This window comes from Salinicoccus sp. HZC-1, assembly GCF_046736035.1.
Classification (GTDB): domain Bacteria; phylum Bacillota; class Bacilli; order Staphylococcales; family Salinicoccaceae; genus Salinicoccus.
Genome location: NZ_CP177130.1, coordinates 1,160,998 through 1,176,979, shown reverse-complemented (window position 1 = coordinate 1,176,979; position 15,982 = coordinate 1,160,998). Strand labels below are relative to the sequence as shown.

15 protein-coding genes are annotated in these 15,982 nt (G+C 42.3%); 1 reads left to right on the top strand and 14 read right to left on the bottom strand.

From position 1 onward, the window contains the following. Positions 1-6 precede the first annotated feature (6 nt). The 11 genes from ACKRAT_RS05835 to ACKRAT_RS05785 all read right to left on the bottom strand — a co-directional run bounded on the left by ACKRAT_RS05835 (position 7) and on the right by ACKRAT_RS05785 (position 10,890). Complete coding sequence (locus ACKRAT_RS05835) at positions 7-789, bottom strand: transporter substrate-binding domain-containing protein (RefSeq protein WP_411844159.1); 783 nt, start codon at positions 787-789, stop codon at positions 7-9. A gap of 180 nt (positions 790-969) precedes the next feature. Next, positions 970-2,184 (bottom strand): multidrug effflux MFS transporter, encoded by a 1,215-nt coding sequence (locus ACKRAT_RS05830; RefSeq protein WP_411844158.1) that lies wholly within the window; start codon positions 2,182-2,184, stop codon positions 970-972. A gap of 359 nt (positions 2,185-2,543) precedes the next feature. After that, the gene (rbsK, locus tag ACKRAT_RS05825; protein WP_411844157.1) at positions 2,544-3,419 is read right to left on the bottom strand and encodes a ribokinase; all 876 of its coding nucleotides are present in this window, start codon (positions 3,417-3,419) and stop codon (positions 2,544-2,546) included. Between the two features lies 1 nt (position 3,420). Beyond that, positions 3,421-4,362 carry a nucleoside hydrolase gene (locus ACKRAT_RS05820; RefSeq protein ID WP_411844156.1) on the bottom strand — a complete coding sequence of 314 codons (942 nt, stop codon included), beginning with the start codon at positions 4,360-4,362 and terminating at the stop codon, positions 3,421-3,423. A 127-nt stretch (positions 4,363-4,489) separates the two neighbouring features. Further along, the gene (locus tag ACKRAT_RS05815; protein ID WP_411844155.1) at positions 4,490-5,191 is read right to left on the bottom strand and encodes a dihydropteridine reductase; all 702 of its coding nucleotides are present in this window, start codon (positions 5,189-5,191) and stop codon (positions 4,490-4,492) included. 165 nt (positions 5,192-5,356) lie between these two features. Further along, the gene (locus tag ACKRAT_RS05810; RefSeq protein ID WP_411844154.1) at positions 5,357-5,893 is read right to left on the bottom strand and encodes an SCO family protein; all 537 of its coding nucleotides are present in this window, start codon (positions 5,891-5,893) and stop codon (positions 5,357-5,359) included. A 245-nt stretch (positions 5,894-6,138) separates the two neighbouring features. Further along, entirely contained in the window at positions 6,139-9,153 is a 3,015-nt protein-coding gene (locus ACKRAT_RS05805) for an SbcC/MukB-like Walker B domain-containing protein (protein ID WP_411844153.1), read from the bottom strand. Further along, on the bottom strand, positions 9,140-10,267 hold the full coding sequence (locus ACKRAT_RS05800) for an exonuclease SbcCD subunit D (RefSeq protein WP_411844152.1): 1,128 nt from the start codon (positions 10,265-10,267) through the stop codon (positions 9,140-9,142). Before ACKRAT_RS05800 ends, ACKRAT_RS05805 begins: the two co-directional genes overlap by 14 nt. Before the next feature lie 58 nt (positions 10,268-10,325). Next, positions 10,326-10,445, bottom strand: a complete 120-nt coding sequence (locus ACKRAT_RS05795) for a YvrJ family protein (protein ID WP_411844151.1) — start codon at positions 10,443-10,445, stop codon at positions 10,326-10,328. Positions 10,446-10,447: 2 nt separating this feature from the next. Beyond that, complete coding sequence (locus tag ACKRAT_RS05790) at positions 10,448-10,660, bottom strand: DUF2922 domain-containing protein (RefSeq protein ID WP_411844150.1); 213 nt, start codon at positions 10,658-10,660, stop codon at positions 10,448-10,450. A gap of 29 nt (positions 10,661-10,689) precedes the next feature. Next, positions 10,690-10,890: a DUF1659 domain-containing protein gene (locus tag ACKRAT_RS05785; protein ID WP_411844149.1), complete on the bottom strand. Its 201-nt coding sequence runs from the start codon at positions 10,888-10,890 to the stop codon at positions 10,690-10,692. 91 nt (positions 10,891-10,981) lie between these two features. Here ACKRAT_RS05785 and ACKRAT_RS05780 point away from each other — a divergent pair, with 91 nt between their 5' ends. Continuing rightward, positions 10,982-11,476, top strand: coding sequence for a DUF2621 family protein (locus tag ACKRAT_RS05780; protein WP_411844148.1), 495 nt, complete (start codon positions 10,982-10,984; stop codon positions 11,474-11,476). A 283-nt stretch (positions 11,477-11,759) separates the two neighbouring features. Here ACKRAT_RS05780 and ACKRAT_RS05775 read toward each other — a convergent pair whose 3' ends face one another. The 3 genes from ACKRAT_RS05775 to ACKRAT_RS05765 form a co-directional block, all read right to left on the bottom strand. Then, entirely contained in the window at positions 11,760-13,076 is a 1,317-nt protein-coding gene (locus ACKRAT_RS05775; protein WP_411844147.1) for an APC family permease, read from the bottom strand. 142 nt (positions 13,077-13,218) lie between these two features. Continuing rightward, on the bottom strand, positions 13,219-13,890 hold the full coding sequence (locus ACKRAT_RS05770; RefSeq protein WP_411844146.1) for a response regulator transcription factor: 672 nt from the start codon (positions 13,888-13,890) through the stop codon (positions 13,219-13,221). Further along, on the bottom strand, positions 13,868-15,271 hold the full coding sequence (locus ACKRAT_RS05765) for a sensor histidine kinase (protein WP_411844145.1): 1,404 nt from the start codon (positions 15,269-15,271) through the stop codon (positions 13,868-13,870). The genes ACKRAT_RS05770 and ACKRAT_RS05765 overlap by 23 nt, the downstream gene beginning before the upstream one ends. Positions 15,272-15,982 lie beyond the last annotated feature (711 nt).

Here is a 15,982-nt window from a genome sequence, read left to right as displayed (position 1 = left end):
TGGATTTTATTTTTGCTGGCTTACTGTAACATCCTCACCAAACCACTCATTGGAAATCTCAGACAGTGTGCCATCTTCCCTGAATTTCGTGATTGTACTGTTGATCTCTTCAATTAATGCCGCATTTTCTTCAGTTTTGGCAAAAGGCAATGCCACCTCTTTTTCTCCGAATGATTCTTCAACCACTTTTAATGGAATGCCCTTATCCTTGACCTGTGCAAGAAGAATTTCCCTGCCTGTTACATAAGCATCCACATTGCCGTTTATAACATCCTGATGAATGACGTCAGCACCTTCATAACTCACAATTTCTATCGTGCCCGCGGGGTCCTGCTCTTTTAAAACTTCACCATAGTTCGACCCCATGACATTACCCACTTTTTTACCTTTGACATCTTCCAGGGAATTTATATCACCGTTATCTTCGGCAACGCCGAGTCCGGCTCTTGAGTAATAGTATGTTTCCGTATAATTATATTTCTCAGCTCTCTCCGGTGTGACTGCAAAGTTAAGCAGCGTATCCGCTTTTCCTGTTTCAAACGAAGCCACTGCTCCCGCCCAGTCCGTCGTGAGCCATTCTATTTCATAACCGATTTCATCAAAGATAGCTTTATAAACATCGACGCTGAATCCTTTCAACTCACCGTCTTCCATATAATTTTGCGGGTATCCGTCAGGGGTTGTAGCGACTGTAATGACAGTGTCACCTGTTTCACTCGCATCACTGTTACTGCATGCAGTCAACACCAGCACCATTAACAAAATAACCAGGCCATAAATTCTTTTCATTTTCTTCCTCCATCTGATGCATAATCCCTACTTAAAGACTATGCTTTATATATAACAGTAAATATATCACTCTGGAGGACAGCCGGCAAGACAAACAATCATAAAATATTGCTCAATTACATATAGAGACTTTCTATAACAAAAAGAACAGATTCCTGGAATCTGCTCCTCAAATCATTCCTATTCGATTGCTCTCACCCGGCTCTTCCATACCAATGTCATAAAGATGATGAGTGATGAAACACTGCAGATCAGAATAACCACGCCAAGCGGCCAGGCTGCCCGGTCTCCGGCAATGCCCACTACCGGGGAAACAAGCCCGCCCCCGATAAACGGCAACAGTCCCAGAAATGCCGAAGCACTGCCTGCCGATTTGGCACGGGTTTTCAATCCGAGTGAAAACGATGTCGTCGATACCATCCCGACACTGGAAACAACCAGCAAAAGCGCGATGAGGATTGGAATCAGCGATAATTCAAATATTATAACGATACCGAGCAGTATGCTTCCGATCAGGGACATAACTACACCGATAAGCAGAATCTTCACTTCATCAATAGTGGCTGAAAGTCTGCCGGCAATTTGGGCAGCCAGAATAATACCGATTCCGTTCACCGCAAAGATGAGTGAGAATTGCTGGGGCGTCACTTCGTAGATGTTTTGGAGTACGAATGGTGATCCAGCAATATACGCAAACATGCCGGACATGATCAGTGCCTGGGCAAACGCGATACCCATGAATGTTTTATCTTTAAAAAGCTCACCGAATGTCTTTACCACTGCGAGCACTGAGCCTTCCGACCTGCCTTCTTCCGACAGTGTTTCATCGAGCATGAATACGACTGACAAAAGAAGGACCAGCCCAATCAATGCGATAAGGAAGAACACGACCGGCCATGAGCCGAAGTTCAGTATGAATCCGCCTGTAATCGGAGCCAGGATCGGCGCAGCCCCATTTACCAATGCCAGCAGTGCGAAAGCTTTCGTCAGATCCTTGCCCGCATAAAGATCCCGTGCTGCCGCCCGTGCAATCACAATCCCCGCAGCGCCGGTAAACCCCTGGATGAATCGCAAGGCGATAAACACCCATATGTGGGTACTGAAAGCACATAACGCCGAAACGACGGCATAGATTGCCAGTGTATATAAAAGCGGTCTTTTCCTTCCTTTGATATCACTTAAAGGACCGAATATGAGCTGGCCCACCGCCAGACCGATCAGACATGCTGTAAGACTCAGCTGTGCGAGCGATGCAGATGTATTCAGATCAGCCGCTACAATAGGCAGTGCGGGCAAATACATATCCATCGATAATGGTCCGATGGCAGTCAGCATCCCCAACAGTACTATAATCCAGGTCTTTTTCACTTTCTGTTCGTTCATATATGTATCCATAGCAGCAGCTCTTCTCTTATACTTGTCTAGTGGCTTAAAATACAACTATTTTTGAATTAAAATCCAGTATAGCACTTAGAAAACGGATATTCTGCGGATGATTGCCAATACCGGTTAACACATGGAATATATCATTCTGGTTTATAATTAATAGAATGATTTCAATTTAACTAAAATAACATGTCCATAAATTTCATAATTTGCTTGCTCTGTTTATACTGAAAAATAGGACCATCATTGATACGACAACGAAAAATACCCATATACTCATATGATTTACCGCAAATACTATCGCAATTATGCTCAATATCACCGAGCATAACAATCCCAGTATAACAGGTGTATCTTTCAGCACTTTATCATTCATTTTCCATCTCCTCCCTGTCAGGCATGCCACTCTGTGCACCCAGTTTCCGGACCGATAATGATGCCGCTTTATTCGCAAAAGAGATTGCTGATTCTATATCTCCTCCGGAAGACAGGGCAACGGCCAGTGCACCGTTGAAAGTATCCCCTGCGCCTGTCGTATCGACGACCTCTGTTTTTTGCACCGGTACAGTGATCATCCTGCCATCATTAAAGTAGTACGCTCCTTTTGATCCATTTGTAATAATTAATTTCTGATGGAATCCAGGCAACGTTTTTTCGGTGCTGTAAAACAGTCTCCCGGCTTCATGCTCATTCGGTGTAATGTATGCTGCCTTATCCCAATACTTATCATCCAGCTGCATTGCCGGTGCCGGATTGATAATGACTGGTACACCCAATTCGTGACAGAGATCCACAATATGTTCAATGGTGGGTTTAGGAATTTCAAATTGGATCAATACATAGTCACTGGAAGCAATCTCTTCTTTGAATCCATCTATGTATCGGGCATTCATCTTCCCATTTGCACCGGCAATGATGATGATTCTGTTGTCCTTATCCGATACAATAATATTGGCAAGACCTGATGAAACATCGTTTTCTTTTAAAATGCAGTCTGTCGATACGTCCTGTTCTTTAAAGTTTTTAAGTAACAGTTCTCCGAATGCATCATTCCCCACTTTGCCGATAAAGTTTACATCCGCGCCGAGTCTTGCGGCTGCAATGGCCTGATTGGCGCCTTTACCGCCGGGCAGGGTTTCAAAGTGCGCTCCTGAAATGGTTTCGCCCTGGGCAGGCATCTTATCCGCCACCGTCACAAGGTCCATATTTATACTGCCTATGACTGTAATTTTTGGTTTTCTCATATTACTGCTCCTTATTGTAAGAAATTAAAATATCCTCGAATATATTCCAGAATTCTTCCCGGTTTACGGACTCTGCAAATTTAGTGTTTGGCTGGCTGCCGGTTACGCCGAGCAGATCCACTGCAGTCATGCCGTAAGTAAATTCACCTTTGGTTTCAATATCCACATGAACATTCTTAAATTCGAACAAATCGGGTTTAAGCAGATACATCGCCGTACATGCATCATGGATCGGACCGCCTTCAAAACCGAAGTGATCTCTATAGGCTTCTCCAAAGAAGACAAGGAGTTCTGAAACGAAATCAGCTATTCCATTATCGATTTTTGCATATCTCTCCTGTATTCTTTGATCCGCAATCACCTGATGGGTCACATCCAAACCGAACATTGTTACCGGAACACCACTCTCAAACACTACTTTGGCGGATTCTGCATCCACGTATATATTGAATTCTGCTGCCGGCGTCCAGTTCCCGAAAGTCCCGCCGCCCATGAGGACGATCTCTTCTATGTTGTTTTTTATCTCAGGCGCTTTGACTAAAGCCATGGCGATATTTGTAAGCGGTCCTGTCGGCACAAGCGTCACTTTTCCTTTGGAAGATTTTACAGTCTCTATAATGAAATCCACCGCATGCTGATCTTCATGTGTTTTCATGGGTTCAGGCAGTGCCGGGCCGTCCATCCCTGTCTCTCCGTGTATTTCAGGGGCAATCTCACTCCGTTTTACCATCGGCCGTTGTGAGCCTTTGTAAACCGGCACATCCAAGTCCAGCAGTTCGCAAATTTTTAACGCATTGACGGTATTCTTTTCCACTGAAACATTACCGGCAACCGTCGTAATTCCCAAAATATTTAAATGGCTTCTTTTTGAAGCTGCGATAATGATGGCAATCGCATCATCATGTCCCGGATCACAATCCAGTATTACCTTTTTATGTTTCATCTGTATGCCTCCAATAAGTTTAATCTACACTATTTTATCAAACATCGGGACATAATTATGAAAATAGATGGCTGTAAAAAAGACGCTTATCCATTAAGGATATTCGTCTTCCGGTTTCCAGTATGTTCTATAAGAAGAATTCCTGTTTCCGGTGTTCATGTTTGTCCAGCATGATCTGTTCCGGCGAAACGCCCTGTCCACGCAAAACAGCGAGGTTCTCAAGCAGGAATGCATCACTGCCCACAACATAGAACAGGCCCTCTTCATCCTGTGCAAGTTTTTGAACTTCTTCATAGTAATGCTTACGGTTATCCACGAATTGTGACGTCAGTCCTTTTTCAGGGAGGGTTTCAAATATATCTTTGAACAAATAATTTTTTGTTGAATCGATATTTAAAGAATGGATTTTTTCAATTTTATCCGGATTACTTAAATAATCCAGGACCAGCGGTCTGAAAGTCGCTATGCCGACGCCTGAGGAGAGTAAATAAACAGGCTTATCTTCTCTTTTGAGCGGCACATTCGAATGCGTCTTAAATATAGCGACCGGGCTGCCTGCCGTTAATTCATCGAGTCGATGTTTGAAATCAGAACGCTGTTCCCTGATGCGGGTAGTTATGCCGATCTTATCTTCATCCGGCAGCGTAGAAATGGACATGTGCCGTACAAGGCTTTTATCTGGTTTATCACCCGCATTGAAACCTTCCAGTCCAAGATGGATATGTGCACCCTCCTCCCAGGTATATTCCTCAGGGCAATCTATCAGGTAAGTTTTCGTATCCGGTGATTCTTCAATAATATCGCTGATTTTGGTCCAATATATTTTCATCTTCACACAGTCTCCCAATCATATTATTTTCAATATATATCTATTTACTAATATACAACAGATGATAACCATTCTCAATTAAATCCTCCTTTCAGGAAATGGTGATGTCATCGAGCATCAAATTTAAGAACAAAAAAACAGAACCCGGAGGTTCTGTTTTAATGATTATTGCGGCCCGTCTTCAACGACCGTTTTAACATCTGAAACAATTTCATCGAGCGGGAATTCTGAATCCCCCGTATCGACACCAGGGTAATCCTTGAGAATTTTCCCATTCTGGTCAATTAAATAAAAACTGATGCCATGGGTCACCTGATTGCTTCCTTTTGGCGGCGGTGCAACAATCGTTTTAAAGTTTTTCTCTGCAAAGTTTCTGATGAAATCATAATCATAGCCATTAAGGAGCTTCCATTCCACACCTTCCGGCACATTATAATGTGATAAGTATTCTTTCAACACTTCAGGGGTATCCGTCTCAGGATCGACAGTGAAACTGAGCACACCGTAATCCTCAATGCCCTGGGCTTCCAGCTCATTGACCACCTGCGTCATGTTGGCTGTCATCGGCGGACACACTGTCGCACAATTTGTAAAAATGAAATCAAGGATCCATACTTTACCTTCCATATCCTCGCGGGTAAATGTCTCGCCGTTTTCATCGGTAACTTCGAAATCATTTATTTCATTACCGTACCGCGACATTACCTCAACGCCGGAGGAATTACATGCAGACAAAATCATAGAAAATATAACAGCAGTAAATAAAAGCTTCCTCATCCAACATACCTCCGAAATTATCCTAACCTAACTATATCAAAGAAAAAATCACGGACAAGCACAAAAAATACCTTTTTGTGAAAACTCTGTGGCACACAAAAAACGTTTCAGTGACATGTTTGCCCCTACTAATGGAAGAAGACAGCCTGATTCATTCAGCTGCCTCCGATTCATCTGAAGTCTGCGGTACTGCGTTCATTCACCGCTTTGACTTCCAATATGTTTTCCATTCTTTCCTTCAATTCTTCGACGTGTGAGATGATGCCGACCATCTTGCCGCTTGTCTGCAGTTCTATCAGCGTACTGATCGCCATATCCAGGGTTTCAGGATCCAGTGTGCCGAATCCTTCATCTATCAGCATCGTGTCCAGACTGATGCCGCCCGACTCCTGCTGCAGCGCTTCGTTCAGTGCCAGAGCGAGTGTCAATGAAGCCTGGAACGTTTCCCCTCCGGAAAGGGAGGAAATATGTCTGGCATGGTTATTATAAAAATCGAATACTTCTATATCAAGGCCCGTCTTACGGTTGCTTCTGCCTGTGCTGCGCCTCAACTCGTAACGATGGTTGGTCATCTCAAGCAGCCTGAGATTGGCGATGTATAATATCCGGTCTAAATAATAAGTCAGTACAAACCGTTCCAGTGATACCTTCTGTTCATTTTTACCCGATACAGCATTGACGAGCTCTACCAGTTCATTGATTTCATCCAGCTCTGATTCATATTTGGAAGTGAAATCAGTGATTTTTTCCTTAATGTTTTCATTATGCTGCACCTGCGCTTCCAGCCGGGCTTTGTCGTTTGTCTTCCGGTCAACCTCTGATTCCATTTGCGCAAGTTTTTCTTTTTCGTCTTCAACCGGCGCCGCTTCTGCAGATTCAAGCACCGCTTCCAAGTCGGTAATGCGGCTCTTTAAAATATCTTTTTGCGTATAATAATTTTTAACCTGCTGCTCGTCGCCCTCGATATCCGTATTTTTAATAACGGCTAAAAGAGCATGCCGGTCTTTTGAGCCATTGTCTTTTATAAACTGATCGATCACCGGTGTCACTCCGGATAGCTGAGACTCTATATTTTCAAGCTGCATTTCACTGGATTTCATATTCTCTTCCAGACGGGATTTTTGCTCGGCATGATGCTGCTTTTGCTGTTCCCTGTCCTGCTGCTGCTTCTCATAACGTTTAACCTTATCCCGTCTCGTATGGAATTCTCTCCTGAAATCCGCCTGATTTTTAAATTCGGTCTGTGTTTCAAAATCGGCTTTAAGTGCTTTCAGCTGTTCAACCGAATTGGAAAGAGTGCTGGATTGCAGTTTCTTCTCATTAATGCTGCTTTCCAATTCCTTCATCTGTTCTTCAAACTGTTTCTTTTTACTGTATCTCGAGTTACTGTCTTCTATCTGCCGGTTGATTTCTGTCCGCTGCTCCTCTGCAGCTTTGAGCATTTTTTCAAGGTCATTCAAATCATGCCGTTCCATGGATTCGAGTATACCGTCTATAATGCCGAGATTGCGTTCTGTTTCGTTCAGTCTATCCTGCAGTTTCTGCTTTTCCGCCTCGAGATTTTTGAACGCCGCTTCATCTTCCTCTGTCAGATATTCCTGGGATCCCGGCAGAGTCGCCACCGTCTGCTGACATACCGGACATGCATCCCCTTCTGCTAGATGCGCAACCAGATGCTCGATATGGACTTTATCCTCAGAAGAATATCTGCTGCTGATGGATGCGCGTTTTTGACGCACTGTTTCATCTATATTTGCTATCCTTTTGTTCAAATCATCTTTTTCGTTCTGATGAGCATTTTTCTTCTCATCATACTCGATATTTTTATTTTCTTTGTCCATCAGTTCCCGGATTTTATTGCATTCAGCTTCAGCTGCAGATTTTTGGTTTCGCAGCTTCTCACCCGCTTCATGGTTCCACTCAATACTGCAATCCTCTTTTTTGATTTCTTCCAACCTTGACGCCAGTGTATCGATTTCCAAATCCAGATTCTTTTTTCCCGCTTCTTTTGAAGCAAGGGTGTTATGCAGATCAGCATATCTCGAATCTTCGATAAATCGTTCTGTGGCACTGAGCCATTTCTGATTTTTCCTGTATTTTTCTTTATATTCGTCGAGCTTATCGAGTGCTTTCTGCAGTTCCGCACCTTCCGCTTCAATATTTTTATAGTTCTGTTTCAGGCCGGTAATGCGGGCATTCAAAGAGTCCTTCTGATTAATCAGCTCCTGTTCTGAACGGAGCTCATACTCGATGGATCTTATCTGCTTGTATTTTTTTATATTTTCTTCGCGCTTTAATATTTCCGGTTCGCTACCTTCATGAAGATCCAGGTCATTTTTAGTCTGGGCAAGTCTTTCAACTTGCTGATTATGCCTTTCTTTTGCCTGGATTGCTTCAGAAAGCTGTCTTGCTTCTTTCTTTTGTTTTTCCAGCTCATCATTCAGTTCTTTCTTCCTCGCATTGAGCCTGTCCTGAATCTCATCGATCGTTTCAATGCGTTTATTGAAAGTCGGATACTCTTCATTAATCAGTGCTTCAATTTCAGAATCCCCGTTTGCACTTAAAGTGTTGAAGAGTTCTTCTATCCTGCTTTCGACGAGCTCCACATCTTTCAGTTTTTCTTTCTTCAGTTCATTCAGCCGTATTTCGAAATGGACAAACCGTTCTGTTCTGAATAAAGTCCGGAGGATTTCCTGCTTGCTTTCACTTGAGGAAACGAGCAGCCGTTTGAATTCCCCCTGCGGCAGTATGAGGATCTGTCTGAACTGATCAGCGTCCAGCTTGATGATTTCCAGCACTTTGTTTTTCACACCGTTTATACTGCCTTCGAGCACCCCGCCGTCTTCATCATATATGACGGCTTTCGGGGGGACCGGTGTCTTCCTGCCTTCCTTCTGATAGCTCAGTGTCCGTTCAACGGTATATTGTCTTCCCCTGATTTCGAAATTCAGCCTTACGCTGCTGATATCGGCCTCTGTTGCGAACTGGCTGCGGACCGATCCTTCCATTCTATCGGATGTGGACAGTGTACCGTACAGTGCATAAGTGATGGCGTCAAAAATCATCGTCTTGCCGGAACCTGTTTTCCCGCTGATCAGGAACATGCTGTTTTTTATGGAATTAAAATCGATCGACTCACGCTCGAACGGACCGAAATAATTCATATCCAGTCTAATCGGTTTCATCTGCATCACCTTTGAATAATTTGTTGAATAAAGCGTTCTGATATTCTGTGAGTTCTCCGCCGTGCACCTGCTTGATAAATGCATCAAAGATCTCATCATCATTGGATTTATTGATATCTACCGAAGCCCGGCTTTTTTCCTTCTCTTCAATAACCGGTCTGAGTTCCAAAGTATTCGGGTATATCATTTTGAGTTTTGCCATTGGGTCTTTGATGGTTGCCAGGCCCGTGAGCTCGAATTTGAAATATGCATTGTAATCTTCAAAATGGATCTGTTCATTAATAACATCCTCGAAACTGCCTTTGTAATGCACAAGGTCACATTTGCACTTTGTAGGAACAAACCGGCATTTATGCTGCTCTCCTGTTTCAACCACCCGGAACCCCTTGGGCTGGGCAACCTCGGAGAATGAGTATTTCAATAAAGACCCGCTGTAGAAAATATTGTCATGCTGGATGGCAAACGGATGGTGCAGATGCCCCAGCAGCACCAGATCAAAGTCATTGAACAGATCCGTTCCGACTTCTTCGGACAAGCCGATGGAAAGCGGCCGTTCCGATTCACTTGCTTGTGCCCTGGACATGAACATATGCCCGACCAGAACATTGCAGGCTTCACTATCCATGACTTCTCTGATATCTTCCGTGATTTTTCTGTATACATCATGATGGGTCACTATCGTATCGTCCTGGTAGTGGACTTTCGCTTCAAGGACATCCATATATGGAATCATGTAAAAATGATGGTCATCGATAACCACCGGCTTTAAAATATCTTCTATGGACGTACGCATGTGATAATTGCTTTTTTCGAACCAGTAACTCCCATAATCCAGTCTCGATCTGCTGTCATGGTTTCCGCTGATTGCAAGCACCGGTACACCAAGCTCAATATTTATCCTGTAAAGATATTCGTTAACCAGTTTTAAGGCGGATTGTGACGGATTGCTCCTGTCGAAAACATCTCCTGCAATCACGCACAGTTCTATTTCTTCTTCCTTTATATAATCAATCATCTGGTCCAGCACATGCATCTGGTCTTCAAGTAAATCAGTACCGTTCAGACGCCTTCCAATGTGCCAGTCCGCTGTATGTAAAATTTTCAATATTAACACCCCACTAAAATGATTATACTAGAAAAACCGTCCCCAGGTAAATTTGGGGACGGATATTTTAGTGCAGCTGCCTGATGGATATTATCAGATCATCCAATTTACTTTCCATTCTGTACAGAAGGAAAAATGTGATCACAGCCGGAAATCCAACATCGCTGACTAGTGTGACCCATTCCATCACTAAATGATTTCAGTGACGTTCTGTTCTACGATTTTCGCAGAATGTACAGATACCGGCTTGCCCTGCATCGGTGCGAGCGCATTCGTGGCAATGAGACGGTTTGCTTCCAAAAGCAGCGTTTCTTCTGTCAGATCCTCTGCCGGATTACTGATATTCAGAGTAAAACGGCGGTTTGCATCTGTGTTAAATACAACAGTTAATTTTTTAGTCATTCTAATACTCCCCCTTTAGTTTGTTCGGCTTACTTAATTACATAGACTTCTTCTTTTTCCACTGTTGGATAAATGTCATTGCTTAAATTCTGGTAGATCTCGGCTAATGTGTTGATATCCGCGTCCGTGGCGTTCGTATCCAGGTTTCTTACTGATCTGAAACGAAGTTTTTCGTCTCCCTCACTGTCCACTTCAACAAAGTAGAACTTTGCACTCAGGCTCTTTATCATCTGTCTCACCTCCCTACACCCCATATATCGAAGAGATTTGTAAGATAGACAATTATTCTTTTAAAACTTATAATAGCTATGAGGTGAGCGTATGAACGATATTATTATGTGGCTGATTGCTTTATGGACTTTCGTCATGCTTGGACTGTTGACCATCGGCGGATATTTCATGTTCAGGAAGTTTTTGAAGCGGATGCCGAAAGGAGACGGCTATAGTGAGCTCGACTGGCAGGATCACTATATACAATTGGCCCTCCCTATGTGGAACAAGGAAGCGAAAGAGTTATTGAACGAACTGGTTTCACCTGTACCGGAACTTTTCAGGGACGTGGCCAAGGAACGGATTGCAGGACGTATATCCAAAATTGCTTTGGATCAAAATGCAAAAACGATTACGCTCGATCATATTATGAAAGGCTACATCATTGCTACGCCGAAACGGGACCATAAATTCATGAAGAAGAAACTGAATGAATTGGAGATAGATTACACACCATACGAGGATTTATTCCAATATGCGGATGATGAGAAACAGAAATTCTCGATATTCGAGCAGACAGAAAAAATAAGCAGCAGATCAGAGTGAGCTGTTTTGTGCTTTTTAGAATAAGCGCTAACAATAAATCCACCATTTTCTTTTGAGGCGGACGTACTATGTGCCAAGGTATGCAACGCATGCAGCAATGAACATCGGAAGCATGATCATTATTAAAAATGTGCAGATGCCTGTTTCAAATGTACGGTGGCATGTAAAGAAATCGCTTAAACCAGAATCAATCATAAAAGAAGGGGCACACGGGATCTTATCCCCATTGTGCCCCTTCTTTTATTTCACCATTAAAACCTTGATTCAAAGTTCAAAACAGTTTCTAATGGGTCTCCGTTTCTTCCTCACCATCTCGCTTTTTAAGAAATATATACTCCCCTATAAAAATAAAGATGATGAAAATGATAGATACAGCGACAATTAGCCAGTCATTCATCAGTTTGACCCATACAAAAGCAGCCAACACAATTCCATCGAGTATAAATGCAGTCATTACAATAACTGGATTGGCATTCACTTTATGCTTCAGGTGTTTAAATACACCCCAATGCACAATCATATCCATTACGAGATATAATATCGCGCCAACGGAAGCGATACGACTGAGATCAAAAATGACAGTCAGTACCATCGCAAGTACAATCGTATATACTAAGGTATGCTTTTGAATCCGTCCTGGCATGCCGAAGTGACTATGTGGGATCAGCTTCATGTCTGTCAGCATGGCGAGCATGCGGGATACCGCAAAGACACTGGCAATAATACCGGAGATTGTTGCGATAATTGCGATACCGACGGTAAACCATACACCGTAATTTCCAAATGCCGGTCTTGCGGCTTCTGCAAGCGAATAGTCTCTGGCTGCAATAATTTCATTTAATGGCAGGTTACTGGATACTGCCCATGCAACCAGCAGATATATAAAAAGACTGATTGATATGGACGCGACAATCGCTCTTCCAACATTCTTATGGGGCTTAACGATTTCAGATCCGCTGTTGGTAATTGTCGTAAATCCTTTGAAGGATAGAATGGTGAGCGCCACAGCTGCAATCATACTTGCGATTGTTGCGTCTTCTGTGCTCCCACTGCTTTCAGCCGGTGTAATGGAAAAACCGGCCACCCATAATCCGCCCACCGCAAAGACGATAAGCCCCATTATTTTAAGCAGTGATGCAATAGAGGTGAACGTTTGTATGAAACTGTTGCCAGAAACATTGACCATAAATGCAAAGAGCAATAATCCGACACCCAGGACAGGCACCAGATAACTCGTTGCATCCATATTGAATATCTGCAGCGTATAGGTCCCAAAAGTACGGGCCACTAAACTCTGATTGATAACCATGGATACGGCCATCAACATCGCTGCAGAAGCAGTGACAGTACCCTGACCATATGCTTTGGCCAGAAACATGCCGATCCCCCCTGCTGAAGGATATTCATTGCTCATTTTAACGTAGGAATACGCACTGAAGCCAGTCACAATGCCACCGACAATAAAGGTGACCGGGAACCATATGCCGGCAAGCCCAGCAATCTGTCCCAGCAATGCAAATATTCCGGCACTGATCATGACACCTGTCCCAAGCCCGATGGCCCCTATCAGAGATAAACTGTTTTCTTTATAATCGTTCATGATCATCACCTCAAAAATAGTGTTCTCTAATATGTATGCCCATTATTCATGCAGTTAGTGTGCATTTTTAAAAATATTACGAAAAGTTTTGACACTCTGTCGATTATCCACTATATTTTACAACAATCTAAAATAGGAGAAATCACTTTTTATTCCACTTGTAACCAATCCCCCACACTGTGTGAAAGTAATCATCTATCGGGAAGCCAGCTTCTCTGATTTTTTCACGCATATTTCTGACATGCGAATCTACCGTCCGACCTTCAGTTTCGGAAAGCATCCCCCACACCAGATCGATCAACTGATTTCTGGAAAACACCCTGCCTGGATTTTTCATGATTAATCCAATGATTGCAAATTCTTTTGGTGTCAACTTGATATACTGACTTTTATAAGACAGTTCAAATCGATCCTCATCCCATAACAACCCGTCCATCTCAAGCTGGTTGGAGGTCTGTGTTCTCCGTAATAAAGCATCCATACGCGCAATCAGTTCTTTTTCATTAAAAGGTTTTGTTATATAGTCATCCGCGCCAAGTTTGAGGCCTTTTACGGTATCCTCTATCTGTTCACGCGCAGTCACTATGATGACAGGTACATCTGAAGACTGCCGTATTTTTATGCATACATCCCATCCATCCATCTCAGGCATCATGATATCGAGTAAGACAATATCAAATTTTTCTTTGCTGATATATTTTAGTCCTTCTTTCGCACCTAACGCTTTCCTGCAATCATAATTGTATGGTTTCAAGTACAAAGATAGCAGTTCCAACATTCTCTCTTCATCATCAATCAATAAAACTTTCTTCATTTGTATCCCCTTTCTGCAAAGATATGATAAAAACAGCACCTTTGCCTGGTGTGCTCTCCAATTCAATCTTACCCCCATGCAGTTGCACAATTTCTTTGGCTATGGTCAGCCCGAGACCTGAGCCTCCGTTCGAACGGGATCTCGATTTTTCTGAACGATACAGCCGTTCAAATACGTACGGTATATCTTCTTCGGGAATGCCTGCGCCTGTATCTGAAATGGTCGTTAGAATCTCATGTTTATTTTGACTTACTTCCATTCCAATGTTACTCCCCTTTGGAGTGTATTTTATTGCATTGTCTAATATATTCAGCAACACCTGTTGGATTCTCTCCGGATCAACGCTCACGACAAGATTGTCTGGGCAAAAAACAGAAAGCTTTATTTTTCTTTCATCAATTGCAGGTTGAATGCGTGCCTTAACAGTATGAAGCAATTCTCCATAAATTATTTTTTCTTTTTTGATGGAAAATTCATTCTGGTCGATTTTGGCCAACTCAAATAGGTTTTTAATAAGCTCGGTTAAATGGCCGGTTTCTTCCTGAATGATTTTAATATACTTATTCCGATCCTTCACAGATACATCTTTTCGGCTAATGATATCCGTATACCCTTTCATGTAAGTTAAGGGAGTGCGGAGTTCATGCGAGATACTCCCCAGAAATTCATTCCTTTCATTTTTTAAACGTTCCAGATCCTTCGACAGCCGTGAAATCGAAGTAGCCAGCTCGCCAAGCTCATCTTTTCGATTGGTATATAGTTCCACTTCATGATTGCCTCTGCTCAACTGCTCTGTGGCTTTTTTCATTCTAAGCAAGGGCTGCGCGATTACTCTGGAAAGAATAAGCACTGTTATAATGGTCAGGAAAATAATCAACAGGCCGACAAATAGAAATTGTTGGCTAAGCTGACCAATAATCCTTTTGATATTGGCACTTTCGGCAAACATGAAAACGTGGCCTCTATGTGTTTCGTTTATAGTAATTGGACTGTCTGTAGAGACATATTTTTCATTCGACCAATCGGATTGCAGGATGACACCCTCATCCGGTATACCATCATGGTCCTTATGTTCAATGACCGCTGTCATTTCTGGTTCAATCGGATTGGAACTGGTTATTGTTTCTCCGGCATCATTTGTGATTACCACGATAAAATCAGATTCTGACTCCATAATGGCAACATGATTCAGAGTAGATGCGGTGTAGTTTTCTTCCAGTACATCCCTGTGGGTATTCCCACGTGCCAACAAATCTCCCATTACTTCTTCAACACGATCATTGACCAGGTTTGTATATAAAATATAAAATAACGTAATCTCAACTATGATAATTACCAGGAAAAACAACAGTCCTATCTTCACCGATAATTTGTTTAACATAACACCCTCCTTCCTTTTGACATGTTGCGAAGCCATTATAAATCAAACCATGTATTGCTATCGATTTTATTTATTTGATATTTCATCAGAAGACTGAACAGCAGTTTTAAACTTTCACACTTATTTAACTTCCCCAGCAACTAAAATCCTCTCCCGTGGCATGAAAGTGTTCTACTCTGTCATTAGAATTCATCTTGTATTCATTTTTTTGATTATTATTACATCTAGCTAAAATACAGATGATACTATTATTGCATTTATTATTAACTTTTTTGATAACATTATCATATGCTCCCGTCTCTTTCCGTTAATAGATCAGATAATATATTAATACATTTTATAATTTAAATATCGATTTTCCGTGCAGATTCAAGTAAATAAATGATATATCCTTTCTAGTTGACGAAACTTTCAAATGAAAACTAACGCCTATGATTGATAACATCACGCTTTACTAAACACATTCAATTTTATTTAAATCTGCACTTAAACTGCACAATTTAGAGGTATGGTTTCAATATCACAGAAAAATGGAGGCTCGGTAGATGAGACAATTTCAAAGAACTTCTTTCTCAGGTGCAATGATTTTAGCGTTAGTTTTGGGGCTTAGTCCAGGAGCAGCAAACGCAGGTAGTACAGATACTGCCGCCCATGAAGACGGAAGTTATTACTACTATGAAGTGAATGAATATGGAGATAAGACGAAGTACA